General features: G+C 49.6%; 20 protein-coding genes. 11 read left to right on the top strand and 9 right to left on the bottom strand.

Annotation, left to right across the window (positions count from 1 at the left end; all coding sequences use genetic code 11):
* The first annotated feature begins 32 nt into the window (after positions 1-32).
* Genes IE181_RS02765 through IE181_RS02755 form a run of 3 tightly spaced genes read left to right on the top strand, consistent with a single transcriptional unit; the run spans position 33 to position 2,453 of the window.
* The gene (locus IE181_RS02765; protein ID WP_191250022.1) at positions 33-1,325 is read left to right on the top strand and encodes an MFS transporter; all 1,293 of its coding nucleotides are present in this window, start codon (positions 33-35) and stop codon (positions 1,323-1,325) included.
* Positions 1,325-1,921, top strand: coding sequence for an RNA methyltransferase (locus IE181_RS02760; RefSeq protein WP_229819105.1), 597 nt, complete (start codon positions 1,325-1,327; stop codon positions 1,919-1,921). The genes IE181_RS02765 and IE181_RS02760 overlap by 1 nt, the downstream gene beginning before the upstream one ends.
* A complete protein-coding gene (locus tag IE181_RS02755; protein ID WP_191250021.1) occupies positions 1,914-2,453 on the top strand; it encodes an invasion associated locus B family protein in 540 nt (179 codons plus the stop codon). Before IE181_RS02760 ends, IE181_RS02755 begins: the two co-directional genes overlap by 8 nt.
* Positions 2,454-2,470: 17 nt before the next feature.
* On the opposite strand, the gene IE181_RS02750 is transcribed toward IE181_RS02755, so the two are convergent.
* Positions 2,471-4,153, bottom strand: a complete 1,683-nt coding sequence (locus IE181_RS02750) for a glycosyltransferase family protein (protein ID WP_191250020.1) — start codon at positions 4,151-4,153, stop codon at positions 2,471-2,473.
* A gap of 135 nt (positions 4,154-4,288) precedes the next feature.
* Between IE181_RS02750 and IE181_RS02745 the strand changes: the two genes are divergently transcribed.
* Both IE181_RS02745 and IE181_RS02740 read left to right on the top strand, forming a co-directional pair.
* On the top strand, positions 4,289-5,212 hold the full coding sequence (locus IE181_RS02745) for a glycosyltransferase family 2 protein (RefSeq protein WP_191250019.1): 924 nt from the start codon (positions 4,289-4,291) through the stop codon (positions 5,210-5,212).
* A 6-nt stretch (positions 5,213-5,218) separates the two neighbouring features.
* Positions 5,219-6,364, top strand: a complete 1,146-nt coding sequence (locus IE181_RS02740; RefSeq protein WP_191250018.1) for a glycosyltransferase — start codon at positions 5,219-5,221, stop codon at positions 6,362-6,364.
* A gap of 41 nt (positions 6,365-6,405) precedes the next feature.
* Here the strand turns inward: IE181_RS02740 and IE181_RS02735 are convergent, their stop codons facing one another.
* Together IE181_RS02735 and IE181_RS02730 are read right to left on the bottom strand one after the other, a co-directional pair.
* On the bottom strand, positions 6,406-7,242 hold the full coding sequence (locus tag IE181_RS02735; protein WP_191250017.1) for a class I SAM-dependent methyltransferase: 837 nt from the start codon (positions 7,240-7,242) through the stop codon (positions 6,406-6,408).
* Between the two features lie 12 nt (positions 7,243-7,254).
* Positions 7,255-8,154, bottom strand: coding sequence for a lysylphosphatidylglycerol synthase domain-containing protein (locus IE181_RS02730; RefSeq protein ID WP_191250016.1), 900 nt, complete (start codon positions 8,152-8,154; stop codon positions 7,255-7,257).
* A gap of 226 nt (positions 8,155-8,380) precedes the next feature.
* Between IE181_RS02730 and rlmN the strand changes: the two genes are divergently transcribed.
* Positions 8,381-9,577, top strand: a complete 1,197-nt coding sequence (gene rlmN / locus IE181_RS02725; RefSeq protein WP_191250015.1) for a dual-specificity RNA methyltransferase RlmN — start codon at positions 8,381-8,383, stop codon at positions 9,575-9,577.
* A 44-nt stretch (positions 9,578-9,621) separates the two neighbouring features.
* On the opposite strand, the gene IE181_RS02720 is transcribed toward rlmN, so the two are convergent.
* Positions 9,622-10,881 (bottom strand): tetratricopeptide repeat protein, encoded by a 1,260-nt coding sequence (locus IE181_RS02720; protein ID WP_191250014.1) that lies wholly within the window; start codon positions 10,879-10,881, stop codon positions 9,622-9,624.
* Positions 10,882-10,898: 17 nt separating this feature from the next.
* The gene (locus tag IE181_RS02715; protein ID WP_191250013.1) at positions 10,899-11,603 is read right to left on the bottom strand and encodes a 2OG-Fe(II) oxygenase; all 705 of its coding nucleotides are present in this window, start codon (positions 11,601-11,603) and stop codon (positions 10,899-10,901) included.
* Positions 11,604-11,870: 267 nt separating this feature from the next.
* Between IE181_RS02715 and IE181_RS02710 the strand changes: the two genes are divergently transcribed.
* Together IE181_RS02710 and IE181_RS02705 are read left to right on the top strand one after the other, a co-directional pair.
* Positions 11,871-13,088 carry an argininosuccinate synthase gene (locus tag IE181_RS02710; RefSeq protein ID WP_191250012.1) on the top strand — a complete coding sequence of 406 codons (1,218 nt, stop codon included), beginning with the start codon at positions 11,871-11,873 and terminating at the stop codon, positions 13,086-13,088.
* 37 nt (positions 13,089-13,125) lie between these two features.
* Positions 13,126-14,064: an AEC family transporter gene (locus IE181_RS02705; RefSeq protein ID WP_191250011.1), complete on the top strand. Its 939-nt coding sequence runs from the start codon at positions 13,126-13,128 to the stop codon at positions 14,062-14,064.
* Between the two features lie 45 nt (positions 14,065-14,109).
* Here IE181_RS02705 and IE181_RS02700 read toward each other — a convergent pair whose 3' ends face one another.
* From IE181_RS02700 to IE181_RS02685, 4 genes are read right to left on the bottom strand one after another with little or no spacing between them, the layout of a single operon-like run.
* Positions 14,110-14,736, bottom strand: a complete 627-nt coding sequence (locus tag IE181_RS02700) for a MarC family protein (protein ID WP_191250010.1) — start codon at positions 14,734-14,736, stop codon at positions 14,110-14,112.
* A gap of 24 nt (positions 14,737-14,760) precedes the next feature.
* Positions 14,761-15,657 (bottom strand): bifunctional methylenetetrahydrofolate dehydrogenase/methenyltetrahydrofolate cyclohydrolase FolD, encoded by an 897-nt coding sequence (gene folD / locus IE181_RS02695; RefSeq protein ID WP_191250009.1) that lies wholly within the window; start codon positions 15,655-15,657, stop codon positions 14,761-14,763.
* Positions 15,658-15,683: 26 nt separating this feature from the next.
* Positions 15,684-16,025 (bottom strand): DUF167 domain-containing protein, encoded by a 342-nt coding sequence (locus tag IE181_RS02690; RefSeq protein ID WP_229819103.1) that lies wholly within the window; start codon positions 16,023-16,025, stop codon positions 15,684-15,686.
* Positions 16,006-16,308 carry a YggT family protein gene (locus tag IE181_RS02685; protein ID WP_191250008.1) on the bottom strand — a complete coding sequence of 101 codons (303 nt, stop codon included), beginning with the start codon at positions 16,306-16,308 and terminating at the stop codon, positions 16,006-16,008. The genes IE181_RS02690 and IE181_RS02685 overlap by 20 nt, the downstream gene beginning before the upstream one ends.
* Positions 16,309-16,526: 218 nt before the next feature.
* On the opposite strand from IE181_RS02685, the gene IE181_RS02680 reads away from it, so the two are divergent.
* From IE181_RS02680 to IE181_RS02670, 3 genes are all read left to right on the top strand, one after another.
* Positions 16,527-19,529, top strand: a complete 3,003-nt coding sequence (locus IE181_RS02680) for an NHL repeat-containing protein (RefSeq protein ID WP_191250007.1) — start codon at positions 16,527-16,529, stop codon at positions 19,527-19,529.
* Positions 19,530-20,084: 555 nt separating this feature from the next.
* Positions 20,085-20,516 carry a hypothetical protein gene (locus IE181_RS02675; RefSeq protein ID WP_191250006.1) on the top strand — a complete coding sequence of 144 codons (432 nt, stop codon included), beginning with the start codon at positions 20,085-20,087 and terminating at the stop codon, positions 20,514-20,516.
* 128 nt (positions 20,517-20,644) lie between these two features.
* Positions 20,645-23,359, top strand: coding sequence for a TonB-dependent receptor plug domain-containing protein (locus IE181_RS02670; protein ID WP_191250005.1), 2,715 nt, complete (start codon positions 20,645-20,647; stop codon positions 23,357-23,359).
* Positions 23,360-23,558 lie beyond the last annotated feature (199 nt).

Here is a 23,558-nt window from a genome sequence, read left to right as displayed (position 1 = left end):
AGCAGAAATCCCTCTATGTAGTCAGGCTTTTTATGTTTCAACTGTTTAAAGATCGTAATTTTCTGGTCTTCTGGGTCGGGAATTTTATTTCAGCCGTAGGGGACCATGTATCGATTATTGCATTTCCGTGGTTGGTGCTGACGCTGACCGGCAGCCCGGCCTTAATGGGGCTTGTGTTTGCCACCCAGGGTTTGCCGCGGGCGGTCTTCATGCTGACGGGCGGCGTGCTGGTTGATAAATCAAGCCCGCGACAGGTTATGATGGTCTGTAACCTTGTGCGGCTTGTGATCGTGCTTATTCTGGCCGTTCTATTGCTATACGGCATGGCGACTGTCATGCATGTGTTTTTATTTGCTTTCGCATTTGGCCTTGCCGATGCCTTTTATTTCCCAGCCGCCAATGCCGTACTGCCCAGTGTATTGCCCGCCTCGCAACTGAAGGACGGTAACGGGCTTGTGCAAATCAGCTATCAGATTTCGATCGTGTTTGGGCCCCTGATTGCCGGATTATTGATTGCGGGGGAGTTCAGTCTTGATACGGTCCACGGTGTATCAGAAGAAACGGTGACAAAAACAGACGATACGTTTGGCGGCATCGCAAATGCTTTGATTTTTGATGCTGTTACGTTCTTTGTGTCCTGCATCAGCCTGCTGTTCACAAAAGCACGGAGCCTGAGGGACCCGGAGCCTACGGGGCAATCGGTTGTTCAGTCGTTGAAGGAGGGGGTTGCCTTTGTATGGCAGACCCCGGCGCTCAGGCTTATTTTTATTGGGACCATTGGACTGGATTTTTTCTTTCTGGCACCGGTTTTTGTTGGCCTGCCGGTACTGGCGCAGGACCGGTTTGAAGAGGGCGCTTTAATTTATGCACTGGAGTTAATGGCATATGGTGCCGGTGCTCTGATCGGTGGTGTATTAGCCGTCCTGACACGGGGACCAAAACCTGAGAAGCTGATTAGAATAGCCTTTGCGCTGTGGGCTTTCTCCGGCTTGACAGTTGCCAGTGTGGTTTTGTTTTATTCTGTGGTGCCGCCGATGATTTTGTTCTTCATTGCGGGGATTGGGGATAACTGGGTGTGGGTGTTTATCGTAACCTGGATACAAACAATCACCCCGGAAAAACTGATGGGCCGGGTTATGTCGATCCTGATGTTTTTATCTGTCGGGCTGGTCCCGGTTGCTAATCTGGTCGTTGGCCTTATGCTGGAATGGTGGATCGAAGCAGTTTTCGTGATTGCAGGATTGTCGATATTTGCTATCTGTCTGATATGTATGGTTCACCCGGACGCGAAACGCGTTACGGCATTAACGGAAAAGGCAGTATAATGGTGGAAATGCGAGGGTATTTCGGAGTTGGGATTGACGGCGTGTCAAAGAAGGGCAATGTCGGTAATCTTGTCAGGACCGCGCATGCGTTTGGGGCATCCTTTGCCTTTGCTGTGAACCCGAAGCGGGAAGTATTGACCGGCCAGATCATCACGAAAGACTTTGCCAATACGGCAAAAAGTCATGAACAAATTCCCTTTTATAATTTTGAGACAGTGGATGACCTTCTGGTACCTAAGGGATGCCGCTTGGTGGGGGTTGAGATCACAGACGATGCGATTGATCTGCCCAGTTTCCGGCATCCTATGCAGGCGGTCTATGTTTTGGGAGGAGAGCGCACCTCATTGAGCGAGGAAATGGCGGACCGGTGTGACCATATGATCAAAATCCCGTCAAAATTCTCTCTTAACGTAGCAACTGCAGGCGCTATAGTAATGTATGACCGCATGCGGGTTTTGGGGAAGTTTCCTGAACGCCCGGTGATGGCTGGCCGTCAGCCCGATCCGGTGGAAGAGCATATACACGGCAAACCGATATCCCGGCTTCAGCGCCGGGAAAAGCAATTGGCACGAAATAAAGGCGAGACAAGTGAGTAAAGGTATCAAAAACATTCTAAAACAGGCTGGTTTCATGGTTGTTGGCGCTGCGGTTCTCGCAACCAGTGCTGCTGCACGCGACAAACGGGACCTGATAGGTAGCTTTCGTGATTGGGATGCGCTTGTAAGTGTGGACGCCCAGAAGCGCAAAACCTGTTACATGATTTCGATGCCAAAAAGCTGGTCCGCCAGCAAAAAGAATGTACGCCGCGGAGATATCTATCTGATGGTGACACACCGGCCTTCGTACGGTGTAACCGGTGAAGTGAATGCCGTGATGGGCTACCCTTTGCGTCAGGACAGCCAGGTCGCACTCAGTGTTGACGGCAAGGCAGATTTAAAGCTTTTTACAGAAGGAAGTGGTGCCTGGGCGTATGACGCGCAGGATGATGCCCGTTTGATTGCTGCGATGAAACGGGGCAATAATATGGTTATCAAGGGTGTGTCTGGCCGCGGGACAGAAACCACGGATAAATATAGCCTGTCCGGTTTTACGGCTGCCTATAACGCCATCACACGCGCTTGCAGGTAATCAATTCAACATCACATCTAAAATTTTGTGAAGATTGGACCGTCGGGTGCTGGTTGGATTGGCGTAGACAGGTTTTCCCCCCATAATAGCCGTAGGTGTTGATCAGCCAGCGTACTGCGTGCTGTATGGACGCCTTTGGTTAAATAGAGAGCCTCTCCCGGCATGACTGTCTGTTCATTGATGATGACAGGTGCTATATCTTTGTTAGTATAATGCCCTTCCCGGAAAATCTGAAAGGATACCGGGGAGTCTTCATTTGATAATGTTACTGATTTCCCGAGAACACGAAGCCTTCCCCAAAAAGGAAGGTAGTTTTCATTAAGTATGTGCTGGTCCGTAGCAAGAAGAGACACCAGGTAGGTGTTTTCACTTTCGTCGAGGCTAAGTAATGGGCTGTTTTCCAGCAGAAATGCAGGGGCTTCTAATTCAACGATATTTTTGAATACAGGAATTCTGTTTTCAACGTAATTTTCAATGCCCCAGGTGCTCATAAAGAAGCCTTTTTTGGGGAAGGAAGCTACCATGGTAGAGCGGTCAAAATAGGAGACAGGCTCAGGGAATGTCTTATGAATTACAGATAAATAGAGCTTCTGGTTGGTGTTGGTCTGGTGGAAGATATTGTTGTAGAGTATGGTAGCCATTATTGCAGGTAAACAAACTACCAATGCGTATATAGTTTTGAACCGACTAGATTCGAGCAGTCTTACGCCGAGTGCAAGGACAACAATACATGGCGCAAGTGCAAAGAGATAAAAATAAGGAAAACTGTTTCGATAAAAGATTAATGACAGCAATACTAAACAGAACCCTAAACCGACAAAAGGATGTAAAGAGGGTTTTGCATCACAGGGAACGTGATCTTTGGTAATTATGACAGAATAGCCAGCCCCCAGACACAGTATCACTATAAAGATTAAGTTCCCAACAAAGGCATTGTTTAAGTGATATGGCTGAGGGAAAATATCCACGGAGAATGTTTTTGACGCAGCGCCAGTTATATACTGCGTAGCGGAACCATCGGTCGGCAATGTTGCTTTGTGAAAAATGTAGATCATTACAAAGCTGCCTGCTGCGATCAGGAGAAGGCCCGTTGCTTCTTTGATCGTGCTTAGTATTGTAGTTTTGTCTTTAGCCCGCAGAAAATTGTACAGATAATAAACTCCAAACAGGGGCGCATAAAGCACTGACTTAATGTTAAAGGACCCTGCCAGGCCAATCAGCGCTCCTGCCAGTATCAGTTTAAGCGTTGTTTTACCGGGTGAAATGACTAGCCAGACTGAGGAAATCAGCAAGCAGGTAATCATCGGGTCACTTCGAAAACTGGCGCCGTGTCGGAAGATAAAAGAAAATGAAAAATAGAGAGCAATTGCAAGCAATGCACTGGGGCGTGAGACTGCTAATCTGCAAATTTTATATAGAAAGTATGCGGTAATGCCGTTGACTATCAGCATTAACAGCCGTGCCAGAATGACTTGATCAACTTCATTGCTGCCGACCAAAGGCAACCATGTAAACAGATGGACAAAGCTTGTCTGAAAGACGCCGGTCAGTTCACCGCGCTGGTATTGGTAGATATGGGATAAAAAGTAAAATTCATCCCAATTAATTTCGAAAACAAAGGCAAGATGAGTCCGTAGCAGGAAAATGAAGGCAATTTGAATCAGTAGAAATTTCTCAATGCTACTGAACCGTTGAACCATATTTTTTGTTTCCCTGTATCAGCATGCGGCCAATGCCGTAAGTATATTTAAAACCGCCGTAAATCACCTTGCATGGATAGAATATGTTATGTTTAGGTGAAAGCAAGAAATTATCCCGCGAAGAAGAGGTACGCTGTGAAGCTGATCATCCAGATTCCCTGTTTAAATGAGGAACATCAAATTGCAGCCACACTCGCGGACCTGCCGACAGAGATTGATGGCATAGACAGCATAGAGATTCTCATCATTGACGACGGCAGTACCGACGCAACCGCTGACGTGGCAAGAAAGCACGGGGCACATCATATTGTCCGTCACAACCGTAATCGCGGTTTGGCGGCTGCATTCTCTACCGGTAAGGAAGCCTGTTTAAAACTTGGTGCAGACATTATCGTCAACACGGACGCGGATAATCAGTATGTAGGGGCGGATATTTCTAAACTGGTTGCCCCTATTTTAAGGGGCGATGCAGATATTGTTGTTGGCGACCGCCAGACGGCCACCATTTCGCATTTCTCCCCTTTGAAAAGGTTTCTGCAAAAGTTTGGCAGCAATACAGTCATGAAGTTCTCTGGTGTAGATGTGGAGGATGCGGTCAGTGGCTTTCGTGCATTTTCCAGGCACGCTGCGAAAAATCTGCATATAGTGTCTACATACAGCTACACGATTGAAACGCTGATTCAGGCTGGACAAAAGCGCATGGCGATTGAGAGCGTACCAGTTGGCACTAATCTGGTTGAGCGGCCTTCGAGGCTGTTTACCAGTAAACGCAGTTTTATCACCAATCAGGTGGCTACTATTTTCAGAATATATGCCATGTATCGGCCGCTGCGATTTTTTGGCTGGATTGGGTTGATACTTTTCTCAATTGGTGCCTTGCCGATCCTGCGGTTCCTCTATCAGTTTTTCATTATGGGTGATGGTACTGGCCACATTCAGTCTCTGATACTTGGTGGTGTGTTCGTCATACTAGGGGTGATTGCTGGCTTGATTGGCCTGGTCGCTGATCTGATTGCACGTAATCGTCGGCTGATAGAAATCCTGCTCGAGAAGGAATAACCGCAGGTGACACGTGACCACATGTCAGAAACTGCGAGGAAACCAAAAATAGTATTTTGGGGTACCTATGATCTTGGTAAGCCGCGAAATCGTATTCTGGCAAAGGCGCTGGAGACGAAGGAAGCAGATATTACCTTTTTGCACCATGACGTCTGGACAGGTATAGAAGACAAAAGCCAGGTCAGCGGCATTGGCACTAAAATTGGATTGGCATGGCGGTGGATTGCTGGTTACCCTAAACTTTTATGGCGATATGCATGCCTTGGTCACCAAGATGCAGTTCTCGTTGGCTATCCGGGCGTACTTGACGTGCTGTTGCTGGCGCCAATCGCTTTTATCCGGCGCGAAAAAATTGTCTGGGACATGTTTATCTGTCTCTATGACACGGTGGTGCGTGACCGAAAAAAGTTCAGAAAATGGCATCCTGTAAGTGTATTTTTATATTTGCTTGAATGGGTTGCGGTACGGCTCGCTTCCTATGTGCTTATGGACACGAAAGCACATGCTGCTGTTGTTGAACGGTTGTTCAGGCTTAAGGCCGGGTCAGTTGGGACTGTGTATTTAGGGGTTGAGGATCAAGTCTTTGATATCACAGGTGATAAACCCCAAAAGGGGAGCGGCGGGCCCCTTACTATACTTTTCTATGGGCAGTTTATTCCGCTGCACGGGATAAAAACAATTATTGAGGCGGCGCGCCTTTCACGCGACCGATGTTATCGGTGGGTCCTGATTGGTGATGGGCAGGATGCCGGTAAAATCAGAGATATGTTAGAGACGACAGATGGTGACCTCGATATAGTTTGGAAGCCGTGGGTTCCATATAGTGATCTGTCCGTAGAAATTGCATCCGCAGATATTTGTCTTGGTATTTTTGGCAATTCCGAGAAAGCTGCAAGCGTTATTCCAAATAAGGTATGTCAAATTCTCAGATGCGGAAAGCCTTTGATTACCAGGGATTCGCCAGCGATCAGAGAGCTCGTTGAAACATCTGAAGTCGGCGTGAAGCTGGTGCCACCTGGAAATCCTCAGAAATTATTGGATGCTGTGAGGGATATGGAAGAAGAGGGACTGCCACAGCCTCGTGCTGACCTTTTGGAAATTATGACACAAAAGGCAATTTCCAATGATCTATATAAGTATCTGTTGAAATAGAGTCGTTTCTAGGCCACAGGCAAAGCCGGCTGATTGTACCCCTAGGCTCGTTTTCGCGCGACAATGATCAAGCCGTTACCAAGCCGAGACAGTATTGGCAGACGCTGTATGACGCTAAAAAATTTGATGGTCTTTTGATATATCCAGAGTCTGACTATCGGATAAAATTTCATGATGTCTTCACGGTTTGTACCGCTTTCTTTGGTGCGGTCTTCAATCTCCTGAGACACAGACCGCTGGATATTGGCAGACCCTTTAGAGCCAGTAAGACGTCGCAGAAAGCGTGTTAATGGTCCAAAGCGGACAAATTCAATTAGGGTAGCAATCGGAAAACCAAAATATTCGATATGTTCTACTTCGTACCCGCACTTTTCCAGCAAGGCGCTGAGCGTTTTTGGAGTATAGCGCCGGAAGTGCCCGGCAGCCACATCTCTGTCATTCCACCAGGATGGGTGTGCGGGTACCGAAAAAATTACACGGCCGCCATCTTTTAACCAGTGTCGCCAGCTTTCAACTGCTGCATGATCATCTTCAATATGCTCTACAACATCCAGTGCCAAGATCAGGTCAAATGTAGTATCCCACTGAGGTATCGGTTCTTTATGGATCTTCGTTGACGTTTCAGCATGCAGTACGGCCCCTGCTTCGTGGGCGTTTTCGGATATTTCCAGCCCGTTTGTTTGCCAGCCTTGCTGGTTCATCTCATACAAGAGGGCGCCAGGGCCACATCCAATATCAAGACATTTTCCAGGCACAAAGGGCGCAATTATCTTAAGAATGCGGGCGCGGCGCAAAGAATAGCGGGGCGCAGGAATCCAGTTCTTTCCAGGCAAGGACGGACCCAGGTCCGATAATATCTCAAAGTCAGTCTTGTGCACTTTGGACTTCTTTCATGTTTTTTTTGTGTTTGGCATCCACAGAAAAGCAGCGACAGGCAGCACCGTAACCATGTTTAATATTCGGGTCAAAGAAATCGCGAGAAAGGCTGTCGCTGGCGATGTTTGAATTGCAATCGCAATCAAGGCGCTGATGGCTTCGCTGACGCCCAGTCCTGCAGGCACAACCGACGCGGCTGACCCAAAGATCCATGAAATAGAGATAAGTGAAGCTTCAGCAGGGCTTGACAGGGAACCAATGGCCTTGAAACTCAGATATGTTTGGGCAGCGGCTAATAGCACAAGAACCAAGCGCACACCCAGCACTTTCAGACACCGACGCATGCCTCCCCAATAGGGTACAGAGATTGTAATCAATCCAATCAGTGCGGTGAAACTGACTGCCCCGACGACAATGCCATAAACTTTCAAGTCAAGCAGGAGAAGGCAAATCCCGGCAAATACGCCACTGATAAGTAGCCAGTTCAGGGAGATAAGCATGGTCATAAGTGTGCCTTGACGCAAGGAAACACCCATTGACTTAAGCTTGGTAAGTTTGGCCAGTGTTGTCCCTGGCATTGGCAGCATATTAATGGCGCTTCCAATGGTGATGGTTTTAAAGGATGCTTTGAAGTCCGGGTGGGCATCCAGCGCCGGTGCAGAAACCATGAATTCCAAGGCGTTGAAAATCATAATCAGGGGCATCAATACTAGTGTGATGAATAGCAGCGTGCTGACATTAAGGTCTGTTAGGGAAACAGGATATGATTGCACCGAAAAATATAGGCCTCCTGAAAACAGGACAAGTGCTATTCCAAGAATTGTAAATCGGGCCGTTCGGGTTTGTAGAAGGGCATAAAACCGCGACTCTTTGAAATGTTGCAGTGCCAGTGCTGCATTTTTCATATCTATCATATGGGCCCTTTGCCTCAATAATGCCAACTGGCATGTATCGTAACATGTTGAATTTTCACTATAGTAGCGGATTAAGCGATGTCTAAATATATCTTTACTTTACCCGGATGTAGATTGGCACTATACAGCGCTCGAAAATAACCCCGCTTTTCGGTGAAACGCCGGAAGGTTTGAAACGACCTGGCGCCCGCTATCATGTATTGCAGGGCAAAAGGCAGGAGGCAAAATGCAGATTACCCCGAATGGCCATGAGCCAATCGTGCAGCCGCGTGTAGACGCGCCAATCGATCCGTCCGGCAAACGTAATATTCTTGGTCTTGACCGCGTAGAACTGAAAGACGCGCTCTTGTCCATTGGTGTACCGGAAAAACAAGTCAACATGCGCACCAAACAGGTGTGGGGCTGGATTTATCACCACGGTGTTACCAGCTTTGATGCGATGAATAATGTTTCCAAGTCGGTACAGGCATTACTGGATGAACATTTCATCATTGCCCGGCCTGAAGTGGTAGAGGCGCAATATTCAAATGATGGTACGCGAAAATACCTGATCCGGTTCGCGGACGGTAATGAAGCAGAGACCGTCTATATTCCAGAAGAAGACCGGGGCACGCTGTGTATTTCCAGTCAGGTTGGCTGTACGCTGAACTGTAAGTTCTGCCATACGGGTACGATGCGTCTGGTGCGAAACCTGACAGCAGCCGAGATTGTTGCCCAGATGATGATCGCCCGTGATGATCTGGACGAGTGGGAGAACCCGACCGAAGGACGCCGGGTTACCAACATCGTTATGATGGGTATGGGCGAGCCTCTCTATAATTTTGATAATGTGAAAAAGGCGCTGGATGTCATTATGGACGAGGAAGGTATCCAGCTTTCCCGTCGCCGTATCACGCTTTCCACATCCGGTGTAGTGCCGCATATGGAGCGTTGTGGCCGCGAAATCGGTGTCAACCTTGCTGTGTCTTTGCATGCTGTACGCGACGATATTCGCAGCGAAATCATGCCGATCAACAAGAAGTATAATCTGGAAGAAGTGCTACGCGCCTGCGCGAACTATCCCGGTGCCCATAATGCCCGGCGCATCACGTTTGAATATGTCATGCTGAAAGACAAAAATGACAGTGACGAAGATGCCCGTGAACTGGTTCGCCTGATGCGGAAATATAAACTGCCCGCAAAGATTAACCTGATACCTTTCAACCCTTGGCCGGGTGTGGACTATGAATGCAGTGACTGGGACCAGATCGAACGGTTTTCCACTATCGTGTTCGAAAGCGGGATTTCCGCACCGATCCGGACACCGCGCGGTCGCGATATTATGGCAGCGTGTGGCCAGCTAAAGTCGGCGTCCGAGAAAAAGTCCAAAGCAGAAATCCTGCGAGAGCAGGCGACCCACCAGGCAAATGGCCTGACACCATAGTCATACGGCATTTGGCGTTGAATGACGGTTTGTCCCGGCCTGGATCAGGCCGGTAGCTGTAGGCCGTATTTCTCGCAGATCGCAAGTACCCGTTCTTCATCCGGGTTCATATCACGGTAAGCCGCTAATCTTTTGGCGGCTTCCTCTTTTTGACGGGTACGGCAAAGATGGTGCACCAATCGAGAAATCGCGGGCCAGTTATCCTGTTTCAGCGCGACAGACTGTTTAAACTTCTCTATGGCCTTCAGTGGTTTGTCTTCCCGCGCCAATAACATCCCGTCTTTGAGCGCCAGTTCAGCTTCTAGATGCTGGATGCGCAGCTCTGTCGCATTCATGCGGGCGGCAATACTGTCGATCGTCCCTTGGCCCCATGTCGGGGCAAGGGTATCACTGGCTGGCAAGTCAGGGGCTTTCAGGGTCAGGCCAAACTCGTTCTGCAGATAGTCGATATCTGGCTGGCATTCTTCCATAATCCCTTCAAGGACAGAACGCGGCAGCGTGAATTTCTGACCTGGAATATTCATCATGGTAATTTTCTGGGCGCGGTCTGGGTTCCATTTACCGTCAACCATACGGGGGAATTGACGGGTCAGCGCGTCGGACAGGATCGCGCCTTCAACGCTCAGACTTTCATTGCCGCGTTTATCCTGCAGGTGTGCCTGCTGATCGTCAGACAGCCCGATAAGGGCAGCAAAATCCGAAACGACGCTGCCGTTTTGCAGGGCGTCCCGTTCGAACGCCCGCACGGTGACCGCATCCTTGCCAAATACGCGTACAAATTTGGGCAGTATTTTTTGGGGACTGAAGAAAGTTTCCTTTGGTCTGTCCAGTGTCGAAAAGCCCATCTTCAGACTTTGTTGGGACCGGGATACTGCATGGGATACTGGGTGCCGTACATAGCAGACAATCTGTATTTCCTTTGCCCAGGTAAGAAGATAGTCCCTGAGCTTCTGGCAATCTTGTTCCGATCCGGGCGGGAAATATTCGCTGGAGAAGATCACGGTATGGCCGTCAAAGGCGGCGAGATCTTTTTCCAGCCGCTGCATCTGGTCACAATCGTAGTGATGGATGGCGTCCAGTGTTATACGCCCATAGCGGGCATGAAACGCGATCTCCCGCGGGTCAGTCCGGAACCGAGATGCCAGAAATATATGGTTTTCGCCATTGTTTGGATAAAAGTATCCTTGGGTGGCCAGATATTTTCTAGCCGTAAAAAAGCTGGTTTGCAGGCTGCTGGTGCCGGTTTTGCCGGACCCAATATGCAGGATGCAACGCTCGAATTTCGGTGTGGATACTGGTATCATGAATGTGTTTATACGGTTTATTCTGCACGCAGCCAACCGGTAATGCTGTAGCGGGCACCGCCAGCAAAGGTGGCGACCTGGCTTACTGCATGCGGTTTCGGGATCGAGAACATATTCAGGGCGTTGAATGTCGGTGTAAAGCCGCCTTCAACATTCCCGGCCTGATCAAAAAACTGCAACAGACCGCCCCAATCAGGCCGCCAGCGCGGGGTCAGGTTCAACACGTAGGCCGCCCGGCGGTTTTTACCGTCAACGGCATCGTCGTGGCTGGTCAGGAAATGGCCTGGTGCAAACCGGGTTAACTGGGCATCGGCAAAAGCAATGTCCGCATGCCCCGTTACAGTTCTTACAAAATCCAGAAATGCCGGGCTGTTTAGAAATTCATATATGTCTGACAGTAGTCCTTTTGGACAGGTGCCTGCCTGATAAGCATCGTGCAGTGGATAGTTATCATAAAGATAGGAAAAGCCGTTCTGCGCCGCCGTGTAAGCTGCGTTCCGGATGTCTGTATGCTGGGCCGTTGTCATTGCCTGCAGTTGCGCCGGGTATATATCGAAATGTTTTCCGCCTTGATACAGGACACGATTCCAGTCTTCGAAGGCCAGAATAGCGGCTGACAGAGTATCGGCAGCGTGTTCTGTCAGGATGGACGGAATATGTATGCGACCATTTTTCAGGTACGGGGCATGCAGGGCCGCTGGGTCATGGTTGGCAGATAGCATTTTCTATTTCCGTTGCAGGCAACAGACACAATAGTCAGTTCGGCACCTGTTCGTTTGATGGAGTATTTTGGCCACCATACCGGGAAGAAATTGACGCTGCAAGCTGGGGATGGGCAGCATTTTTGTCAGAGGGCGCGCCAACTGACCCTCAGAGCCATGAAAACCCTGTGAAATAAGGTGGTTTCTTTCATACAAGTGATTGACCCGCCGTGCGTTACGCCTATACTCGCGCCGAATCTAACGGCATTTAATCCCGGAGACAGTGTTATGTCTGACAAAATTAACAAAGTCGTACTTGCCTATTCTGGCGGTCTCGATACGTCTATTATCTTAAAATGGCTTCAGGTTACGTATGACTGTGAAGTTGTGACCTTCACAGCCGACCTTGGGCAGGGGGAAGAGCTAGAGCCAGCACGCAAGAAAGCTGAAATGCTCGGTATCAAGGAAATCTTCATTGAAGATTTGCGCGAAGAGTTTGTAGCTGACTATGTATTCCCGATGTTCCGTGCCAACACGGTGTATGAGGGCATGTATCTGCTGGGCACATCCATCGCCCGTCCCCTGATTGCAAAACGTCAGATTGAAATTGCCCGTGAAGTTGGCGCGGATGCCGTTTGTCACGGCGCGACCGGTAAAGGAAATGACCAGGTACGTTTCGAGCTTGGCTATTATGCGCTGAACCCGAAAATTAAGGTAATTGCGCCGTGGCGTGAATGGGATCTTCACAGCCGCACGGATCTGATTGATTTCGCAGAAAAGCATCAGATCCCTGTTCCAAAGGACAAGCGCGGTGAAGCGCCTTTCAGTGTTGATGCAAACCTGTTGCACACGTCAAGCGAAGGTAAAGCGCTTGAAGACCCATGGGTTAGCGCCGAAGAATATGTCTATAGCCGTACTGATAATCCGCTTACGGCGCCAGACGAGCCTGAGTATATCGACATTGATTTCGAAAAAGGTGATGCGGTTGGCATTAACGGTGAAAGTCTGTCGCCTGCGACGTTGCTGACACGTCTGAATGAGTACGGCAAAAAGCACGGTATTGGCCGTCTTGATCTGCTTGAAAACCGGTTTGTTGGCATGAAATCCCGCGGTATTTATGAGACGCCGGGTGGTACAATCCTTCTTGCAGCGCACCGCGGTATCGAGCAAATCACACTGGATGGCGGCGCCATGCACCTGAAGGATGAGATCATGCCAAAGTATGCCGAGCTGATCTATAACGGTTTCTGGTTCTCGCCAGAGCGGGAGATGCTGCAGGCGCTGATCGACAAGTCCCAGGAGTTTGTCGCAGGTACAGTGCGCCTGATGCTGTTTAAGGGCGGCGTTCATGTGGTTGGCCGTAAGAGTCCATACAGCCTCTATTCCATGGAGCATGTGACCTTCGAAGAAGACACTGTCTACGACCAGCGCGACGCAGAAGGCTTTATCAAATTGAATGCCCTTCGATTACAGCTTCTGAAACAGCGCGGCTTGATGCAGAAGTAAGCTAAGCAAGTAAAAATCAAAGAACCGGGGCAGACAGATGATTGACATTCTAATAATTCTTGCCCCGGTTTTTACTGTGTTGGCACTGGGATACGGGTTTGGGCACACACGGTTATTCCCTGAAAATTCTTCAAGCGCACTGATCGCCTTTGTCTGGTATGTGGCCATTCCAGCCCTGTTGTTTCAGTCGCTCGCGTCAAGGCCTATTCCCTTTGGCGAGCTTTATCTCATTCTTGGGTATTATTCGGCTATGCTCCTTGTTTACGGGGTAGCTATGCTGGTGATGAAGTTTGTGTTCAAGCGCCCGCTTGAAGAACAGGCGATGTATGCGCTGGCAACCTGCTTTGCCAATGGCGGCTTTGTTGGTATTCCGATCATTGATGGTGCGTTTGGCGAAGAAGGGGTTCGGCTGTTGCTGATTATCCTTAGCTTCCATTCTTTGACATTGTTGACCGTAACGACGGTGTTTGTGGAAAAGGGACGTGCCAATACGGGCGTATTGTCCATTTTGTTCCGGACGGGTAAATCCATCAAAGATAACCCAATCATTCTGGCGCTGGTTGCCGGGTTTATCTGGTCAGGTCTCGGGTTGCCATACCCGGTGTGGCTGGATCATATTCTTGCATTACCGGCTGCGGCTGCGTCGCCTGTGGGCTTATTTGCGGTGGGATTGTCGCTGGTTGGGGTCAAGCTTGCAGGGGATTTGCCGCAGGCGGTAGGAGGGGTACTTATCAAGCTTTGTATCCTGCCGGCCATTATGTATCTGGTGACACATTTTATCTTTGATTTGCAGCCCTTGTGGGTGGCGGTTGCGGTTCTGACGGCCGCACTGCCGTCTGGCATGATACCCTATACCTTTGCCCTGCAGCAGGACATTGCACCGCGCAGGGTGGCCAGCATTATCCTGTTGTCGGTTACAGCAGCACCCGTGACTATGTTCACAATTATGCTGCTACTGGGCGTTGGCCAAGGCTAGTGTTTAGATTGCGGCGGTGCAGACAGTACCCGCGCAAGGCAGGTGTCAGGCTGGGCCGATAAAGGTGCCATATATGCCGTCCAACACATACTGGGCGGCAAGGGCGGCAAGGATGATCCCTAAAACCCGGGTCAAAACTGCATTGACGCTGGGGCCAAGCAGTTCCATCACTTTGCCCGCCATCAGAAAGGTCATCAGGGTCATAATCATGACCACACCAAGGGCCAGAAGAACCATCGCCTGATGCGTATATTGCCCTTCGTACGGGGTCATCGACAGCATGATGGTAGCAATCCCGCCGGGGCCTGCTAACAAGGGCAGGGCGATAGGAAAGACAGAAATATCCTCGAAATATTCATCCAGCTTGTCGGCGGTTTCCTGTTTCCGTTCAGTCCGTTTTTCCATGACCATTTCAAGGGCAATGATAAATAGCATCAACCCACCTGCAACCCTTAGCGCATCCATCGAAATGCCAAGCGCATTCAGGAAGGGTTTTCCCGCAAAAGCGAAAAACACCATAATAACGGTTGCGACAACCACGCCCTTGATAGCCATTTTTCGCTTGTGGCCTTTGCTTGTTCCTTGTGTCAGGCCGGCAAAAACCGGTGCAATGCCGATTGGATCGACGATTACAAACAGGGCGATAAAGGCTGCGATAAAGGCTTCATACATGGGCGTGGGGTGTCCTTGTTGCTTTTACTGCAAAGTGTCGCAATCAATGCCGTTTTGACGGCAGGTGGCGGTTACTGTGTTACGCAGGAGGCAGGCGATGGTCATGGGGCCAACACCGCCAGGAACAGGCGTGATGGCGCCCGCGTGCTGTGCAGCACCTTCATAGTCGACATCTCCGACCAGCCTGCTTTTGCCGTCGCCGCGCTCGGGTGCGGGGATACGGTTGATGCCCACATCAATCACGGTTGCACCGTCTTTGATCCAGTCACCCTTGATCATTTCCGGTCTGCCAACAGCGGCAACAACAATATCCGCTGCCTTCACTTCGGCGGCCAGATCTTTGGTCCGGCTGTGGGCAATAGTGACAGTACAGTTTTCGTCCAGAAGAAGCTGCGCCATTGGCTTGCCGACAATATTTGACCGGCCAACAACAATCGCCTTCATACCAGACAGATCACCCAATGTGTCTTTCAGCATCATGATGCAGCCAAGCGGAGTGCACGGCACCATGGCATTACCGCCTGTGGCTAGGAGGCCTGTGTTAATAACATGAAATCCGTCGACATCTTTTTCCGGGGCGATGGTTTCAATTACCTTGGCTTCGTCCATATGTTTTGGCAGTGGAAGCTGTACCAGGATACCATTGACCCGGTCATCGGCGTTGAGCTCACGCACTTTGTTTAATACGTCTTCTTCGCTTGCTGTTGCCGGCATTTCAAAGTGGAAACCGTTCATGCCGCTTTCGGCTGTTTGCTTCACTTTATTGCGGACATAGACTTGGCTTGCAGGGTCTTCCCCGACAATGACAACAGCAAGACCGGGCGTAATGCCGTGCTTGTCTTTCAGGGTTGTTACGTCGCGGGCTACTGCATCGCGAACTGTTTGGGAAAAGGCTTTACCGTCAATTATTTTTGCGCTCACGGTCTGGCTCCGGGAGTTGGGGTTTGTCACAGTATCCCGATGTGTTGCAGTTTGCCATTGAGGTCGGTCAGCAATAAAGTCGAATCCCCGCTAATCATCAGGGTTTTCAGTCGGGATTGTTCTCCCGCTATAATCTGTATCCGGCTTTTGGGCAAGGCCAGTTTTTTGGATAGAAGCTTTATCAAGGCTGCATTGGCTTTACCCTTTTCAGGCACAGCCGTAACTGTGACCCGCATTCGGACCGAGCCGTCATCTGCTTGTTCCAGTCGGTCCAGTTTGTCTTGCGCAGCTTTGGGTGTCAGTTTGATGTGTAGCCTGACACCGTCTGCAGACGCCTCTAAAAGGGGATTAATAACCGTAGACCCCAAGGGCTGGCGCCACCGATGTGGCCAGCAGGATACGGACAAAATGAATAGCCAGCAGGAGGATCAGGGGAGACAAGTCCATACCGCCAATCGCCGGGATGACCTGTCTGATTTTTGATAGGATCGGTTCCGTGATTGCATACAGAAAGGCCATGACAGACCGCATAAATGGCTGATAGGCATTAATAATATTAAAGGCCACCAGCCAGTGAAGGATGATGCTGACAAGGACAAGAAGTGCGTAAAAACCAAGCACCGTATCCACAAGCCAGAAAAGTGCAGTCATAGAAAATCTCCCAAGGCGGCATAGGGCTTTTGCGCTATGCACAATAATTGTCACAGGAATTGCATAATAGGTATATAGTTTGATGCCAGATTTCAATCCTTCGGCAAATATTGCCATGTTTAAGGGTGCGAATCGGGCTTTATGATTGATTATGGGCGGCAAATATTGCCCCATAGGCAAGAATTGCCTGTATAGTTGTACAGAAAGGTGCATAACGCGTGGCGTTTTTTGGGACATCTGGTGGTTTGTTTGGCGGCGGGACATCGTCCCCGTCGATACAGATCGTTGGCGTCGGCGCGAACCTCCTTTCCATGGCGATGAGCGCCAAGCTTACACAGGCTGGTTATAATTCTCTTTCACTGGCAGATCGGCAGGCGATTAACTCAGGCGCCCGGCTAGACAGTGACCCGGCAGTCATTACGCCGTGGGAGCAGGTGTCCGAGACACGCACCTTGAACCAAAAGGTGCGGGAGGCGCGGGCGCTTACCAATTTCATTGATTTGCGCGATTCTTTTATCAGCGGTACCGAAGACCCGGATAAACAGGCCACCTTTGCAATATATAAGGCTTTGGATAATCTGCGGGCACTTGCGGAATATGCGGCCGACAGTAAAACGTCCACAAGCTCCCTCGGGCGGCTTGATGCCCAGTTTCAGATGGGCTTTGGTCAGGTGCGTGACTATATCTCCGAAGTGGACCTGGATAAGCTTGCCCTTTTTATGGGCGATAAGGAATATACGGTCGATTCCACCGTCCGTCTTGGCAAGGATCAGACGAATTTCGTTGGGTCTGCGATTATGGACAACCCGGACACGGCCATTGCAGGACTTACCGGGAGCGAGGTGTTTACCGTCTCGATTACCAAGTTTGGCGTAAAAGAAGATATTGAGGTTGATCTGGCTGGCGTTGCCGGGGATCTGACGCTGAATAATATCGTTGACCATATCAATACCCAGATACAGGCAATTCCCCAGCTTGATGAAAATGGAGATATCAAGCTTGATGGGGATGGTAATCCGGTTTCCAAATACGGCACTGAATTTACTGTCAACCGTACAGCGGACGGCAAATACGGTATTGCCTACACGGGTACTCTTTTGGAAGAGGTTGGTTTCTCTGCTGCCGTGATGGAGCCCACGCTTTATGTGGCTTCTACCACGTCATATCTGGATGAAGAATATGCCCGCACTGGTCGCGTTACCGAGATTAACGGCCTGAGCGGTACATTGACCGTGGATAATAGTTTTGATTTTGCCAGTACTGACCTTGCGGCAACGGATATCAAGGAAAGAACAGCTGATCTGGATGATGATGATCTTGATCCCAAACTGGCCGCATTGCGGGATGAAATGCTGGCGGATGCAAAAGCAGACGTAACCGGGTCCGATGAGGCAGATACAAGCTCAGTAGACGAAAACGCAACATCACTGACAAATATTGATAGTGATGTGAAAGTGAACGCTGACACGGAAACACGCCGCATTGTTGTAGATAGCGAAGGTAGTATCTATGTTGTTGGCCAGACCGCAGGTAGCATGGACCATCAGATTAATACGTCTGAGGGCGGTGATGTCTATCTGACCAAGTTTGATTCTGAGGGCAATGTTCAATTCTCCCGGCTGCTGGGCGTTGGTGGTGAGGCGGATGTGTTCGGTATTACGGTCGATAGTCAGGATAATGTCATTATCACCGGTCAGACCGACAGCGCTTTGACAGCAGATGATGTTTTTGACGGCAAGGATGCCTTTGTTACCAAGCTGACAAAGCGCGGTGATGAGGTCTTTACCTATCAGCTGGATAAAATTGGCGATGCGGCCGGTCTGTCTGTCACTGTTGATGCCAACGATGATGTGATTATCGGCGGGTATACGCGCACTGCTATTTCAGCGACGTCTGGTTTTGGCGGGGGCCGGGACAGTCTGGTTCTGAAGCTTGATGGCGCAACAGGTGATTTGACATCCTCAGCGGTGATTGGTGCCGCGACGAATGAAGAGGTCAAGGGCATCGCGCTTGCAAGTGATGGTAATATTTTGATTGCCACAGAAGAGGATGGTCAGGCGGTTATCCGAAAACTGGATGCAGCTGATCTGTCTGTTGAACTGGCGTCCTACACGCTGGGTGATCTTGGTACGGGCGGTTCTATCGAAAAGATGATCGTCGACGGCAATGATATTTATATCGCAGGTCTGACAAATGATGCGTCGCTTGGGACGAATATCAACGGTGCTGCTGCGGGTGGGTATGACGGCTTTGTTGCTAAATTCACCGATGGCGGCGGTTCTGTAAGCTACGATTATACCACCTATCTTGGAACGACTGGTACGGACAGTATTGCTGATGTGACGGTTGCGTCAGGCAAGCTTTATGTTGCGGGTTCTACCGAAGACATTCTTGCGGGCGAGGCGTCTACGGGCCTTGTGGACGGGTTTGTCGCCCGTCTTGATGCGGCTACCGGCGCAATCGAAGATCAGGAGCAATTTGGACGTAGCCTGGCGCGCTCTGAGGTATCTGGCGTAGCCTTTACCGAGAAGGGTAATTCGGTACTGTCAACATTAGGGCTTCCCGTTGGTCCGGCCCAGACATATCAGGACCGGTCGGTCGCGACCCAAACGTCGGTGCGTGAAGGGGACCATTTCTATATTTCTATTGATGGTGGCCGGAAAAAGAAAATTGAAATTCAGGCGGGCGATACGTTTGATGATTTGGCGCGCCGTATCCGAATTGCAGGTGGCGGCAAGGTAAAGGCAGAATATTCAACGACCAGCGAAGGGCAGAAGCTGAAAATTTCGACCCTTGACGGCGGTCCGTCGGTGGACTTGCTGGCTGGTGAAGACGGCTTTGATATTCTGAAGAAAATTGGCATTACGCCGGGTAAGCTATTGCCGAAAGAAGAAGTGTTCGGCATTAGTGATGAAGAAGAGGAATATTCTGAAGAGACACTTGGCGGTGTCTTCGGGCTGAAGCTTGAAGGGGCGCTGAACCTGCAGGATAAAACTACGGCCAAATATGTTTTGGGGTTATTGGATGATGCGATCGGCACGATCCAGCGTGCGTACAGATCAACAATCTTTGACCCTGTTAAGGCGTCTTTGCTGAATCAAAAGCCGGGCCTGAACAGCGCTCCGTCCCCTTATATGGCTGCGCGGATTGCAAACTACACAGATGCTCTTAATCGACTGACCGGCTATTCGCAGGCTGGTAGTTCTGGCGGCTTTTTCTAGCAACCTCTACAGGACGACCGTCACGGGTGCTGTTTTTTGACCGTGTATTGGTAACCGCCAGTGCCCTCTGGGTTATGGAGGGGTAGAATAGTGCGTTGGGGCAGGATTGTTGACGGCAATAAAAAAACCGTCAGCACGTATGCTGGCGGTTTTCTGCCTCCCTCAGGGGGTTGCGGGAACAGGTGCACGATTGGGGGTCGAGTAAATTTTCCTATCCCCGCACCCCTGCTCGAGAGGTATTAGATACAATACAAGAGGTGTGCCAGTTTTTTTACAGTAAAAATACACAAGTAATATCAGTTGGTTACTGATTGGATTGGGGGCATTGTAACTTTTGTTGGTGTGCGTTTATTGCATTATGCAGTTAATTATATTGCAATAAGCAATAATTATGACGCAATTTGCAACAATCGAGAGCCAGTGTTTGGAGCTTTTCCTGTTTATGGCGGGGGATGCGGTCCTAATAATGTAAAATGTAATGGTTTTATTAAGGAATGATCGGTTAAAAGATCAGATCCCGTTAGCGGTACACGGTAACTACACTAATCAGGCGATATGATGAACAAGTGGACATATGTAGGTTTAATAGCAGCTTTTCTGGCGACAGGTGCGTCCGGTGTGTCTGCACACCCGGTGTTTGAGGAAGACGAGGATACAGAAGCTGCTGAACAAGCTGTCAGTGTTTTTGAGATGCAGCCGATTACGTTCAACATGAAGCAGCGTTCCGGGGGGCGCGGTGTGGTAACAATCAATCTCGCGCTGGAAATTTTGAATGATACGCCTCTGGAAGAAGTGACCTACCGCGAACCTCAATTGAAAGCAGATTTTGGGGCTGCACTTGTGGCGCTTTCCCGTCAGGCTTTTTCGGTTGATCGTCCGATTGATCCCAATTTAGTGACGGCCTATCTGACGCCATTTGCTGATCGTCGGCTTGGTAAAGGGGCGGTTAAAATATACGTGGTTAAGTCACAGATTGTCGCAAAATAACACCACTTGGCGATAAATCGTCAAAAAAATAACGGAATTGTATAAACATTTCTTGACCTCAGAGTATTTAATCTTATCCATTAAATTGGGAAGTTTAAAAATCGCGTTGAAGTCATGGGAGGATGTTTATGCGCACTTTGAAGTATCGTGGGTCTACGGCCCTCGTCGCTGGTTGTCTGACACTTGCACTATCAGGTCAGGTAATAGCCCAATCCGACGAAGAAATGACCATTGAAGAAGTTGTTGTTACTGGTACCTATCTGAAAGGTAAAAGCCAGTTCGACAGCCCATCACCCCTGACAGTTATTGGTGCAGCTAACCTGAATGAAATCGGCGCAAGTAATATTGCGGATCTGGTTCAGACTCTGACAATCAATAATGGTGCACAGAATAATCCTGATGCTTTTACACAGAACGGTACGACCGGTACGTCAAACTTTAACCTGCGTGGTCTTGGTGTTGCATCAACACTTGTTCTCCTGAATGGCCGCCGTCAGGTTGTGGCAGGTACGATTACTAATGACGGTATCGCGTTTGTTGATACCAGTTCCCTTGTGCCGCAGATCGCGATCCAGCGTATTGAGATTGTGAAAGATGGTGCCGCAGCCATTTACGGTACAGATGCCGTGGCAGGTGTTGTTAACTTTATCACCGATGATAACTTCGAAGGTGTGGAACTGTCAGGTAAGTGGCAGGCGCTGACTGATGAGGGTAGCCAGCGCGACCTTCAGGTTGAAGGTAAATTCGGCTGGGGCAATGACCGGACCCATGTCATGGGCGCTGTCAGCTACTATGATCGGACGCCGCTGACTACTTCCGAACGTCGTCTGAGCCGAACTCAGGATGATCAGTCCTCGCTAGGTAATCCTGGTGCATTTTATCTGCCAGCACTGAATGAGTTTTTGGCCGCAAACCTGGGTCTTGGCGCGACACCAATCATTGACCCTACTGGGTGTGATGAACACGGCGGCGACAGTGGCGGTGGCGGTACCGTGATTGCACCTGGCACGGCGCTTGGTGTTTGCCGTTTTGATTTCGGTGATTATTATAATCTTGTGCCTGAAGAAGATCGGCTGCAAGGGTACCTGACATTGACGCAGGAGCTTGGAGACGGGCATGAATTGCGTCTAGAAGGCGGTTACGCCCGCAACCGTGCGACACGAAATAACTCACCAACTTTCCCATATTTGCAGTTGGCTAGTTCTGTAGTGCCCGCATACCATCCAGAATTCCCGTTTTTGTCCAATCCATTCTTTGATCCGACACGCCCGTATGCTGTGTTCCTGGGACGTGCAATTGGTAACGGCGGGGACGCGTCACCGAACCAGTTTGCGTCAGATACGTACCGTTTCAGTGCATCAATGACCGGCGATGTCAGTGAAAACTGGTCCTATGATGTAGCTGTAACCCACGCCTATAACGGATATGACCTGGAAACACGTGATGTCATTACGCAAAACTTCCAGAATGCCTTGTTCGGCTATGGTGGTGATAACTGTAATGCCAGTCTGGGTGTACCGGGTGCAAATGGGTGTGAATTCTTCAATCCGTTTGCCACGTCATACACAACGGCACCGAACAGTCAGTCAATCCTAGATCATGTGATTGGCACACAGGTGATTAACGGTACGTCGAAAACGACCGTTGTGGATGCCATTCTGTCTGGGACGATTGGTTCTACATCTTCTGGTGATATTGGTCTTGCCGTTGGCATTCAGGTTCGCGATGAACTTTGGGGTCGCGAATATGATGATATTTCCAATGCAGACGGTTTTGCTTTCATCATTGGTAACGATGACTTTGAAGATAATCGGACCGCAAAAGCAATCTTTGCCGAGACATTGATCCCTGTAACGGAGAAGTTTGACCTGTCTCTGGCGCTGCGCCACGAGAAATACGGCGGTGATATCGGCAGTACGACAGATCCAAAAATTTCTGGCCTGTTCCGCGCGAATGACCGGACTGCGATTCGTCTGAGCTATTCAACCAGCTTCCGGGCTCCGAGCGTGTTCCAGGTGTCTGGTACATCTACCTCGCTTAATCAGGTAACGGATCCTCTGGACGGCAGTACTGCTTTTGCGGCGGTACGCAGCTTCCTGCCTGCAGACGGCACACGCGAGATTAAGCCAGAGCAGGGTAAAGCCTGGAATGCCGGTATTTCCTGGGAGCCAGCGGACGGCTTGCAGATCGATCTGGATTATTGGCACTATAAATTCACCGACGTTATTATCGGGGAAAATTATCAGGCTGTAGTGAATGCCGACCCGATGAATACAGACCGCGTTATCCGTGCCTTCGGCGATACAGGCAGTATCGTTATGGTTATGGTTGATTTTGTGAATGCATCAAGTGTCAAAACAGAAGGTTTCGATATTTCGGCTAAATACTCCATCAACACAGATATGGGTGTGTTCCAGCCATTCTTCGAGGCAACGCATGTTCTTAATTATGATATTGATGACCCGCAGGCTGGCAAGATTGATGGCGCAGGTAGCCGTAACTTCTCCAATTTTGGTAGCCCAACACCAAAATGGCGCATGAACGGTGGTTTGGCCTTTGCTGGCGAAACAACGGATGCGCGGGTTTATGTTCGCCGGATCAGCGGTATGGATGATGACCAAAATCCGGGCACCCGGATTGGGTCCATGACAACAGTTGATGCCCGTTTCAGCATGAACTTTGGTGGTTTCTCAGAATCGCTTGATGGTACTAGCCTGTCTCTTGGTGTTATCAATGCATTTGATAAAAAGCCACCACAGGTGTTCACAAATGGTGGTTTCGAATCAAAGACACATGATCCACGTGGTCGTATGGTCTATGCCAAGATTACTACCCGTTTCTAGGCACTAGACAGAAAGTTGCAAATCCACAGGGGTGGCAGTGCCGCCCCTGTTTTTTTGTGCCTGCAGTTTCCCCAACATTCCGTAACGTAAAGTGTGTAACGTCAGTAATGCTGCCGAATTTAATACGGTTTAAGTAAAAGTTGAAACTTGACGAAACAGTTTCTGATTGTGAAACTGCAAGTGGAAGCGTGCAATGGGT

It is taken from the genome of Kordiimonas sediminis (genome assembly GCF_014656395.1).
In the GTDB taxonomy this organism is placed as follows: domain Bacteria; phylum Pseudomonadota; class Alphaproteobacteria; order Sphingomonadales; family Kordiimonadaceae; genus Kordiimonas_A; species Kordiimonas_A sediminis.
Note: the sequence above shows the minus strand (reverse complement) of the source record. Positions and strands in the feature narration are given on the sequence as shown.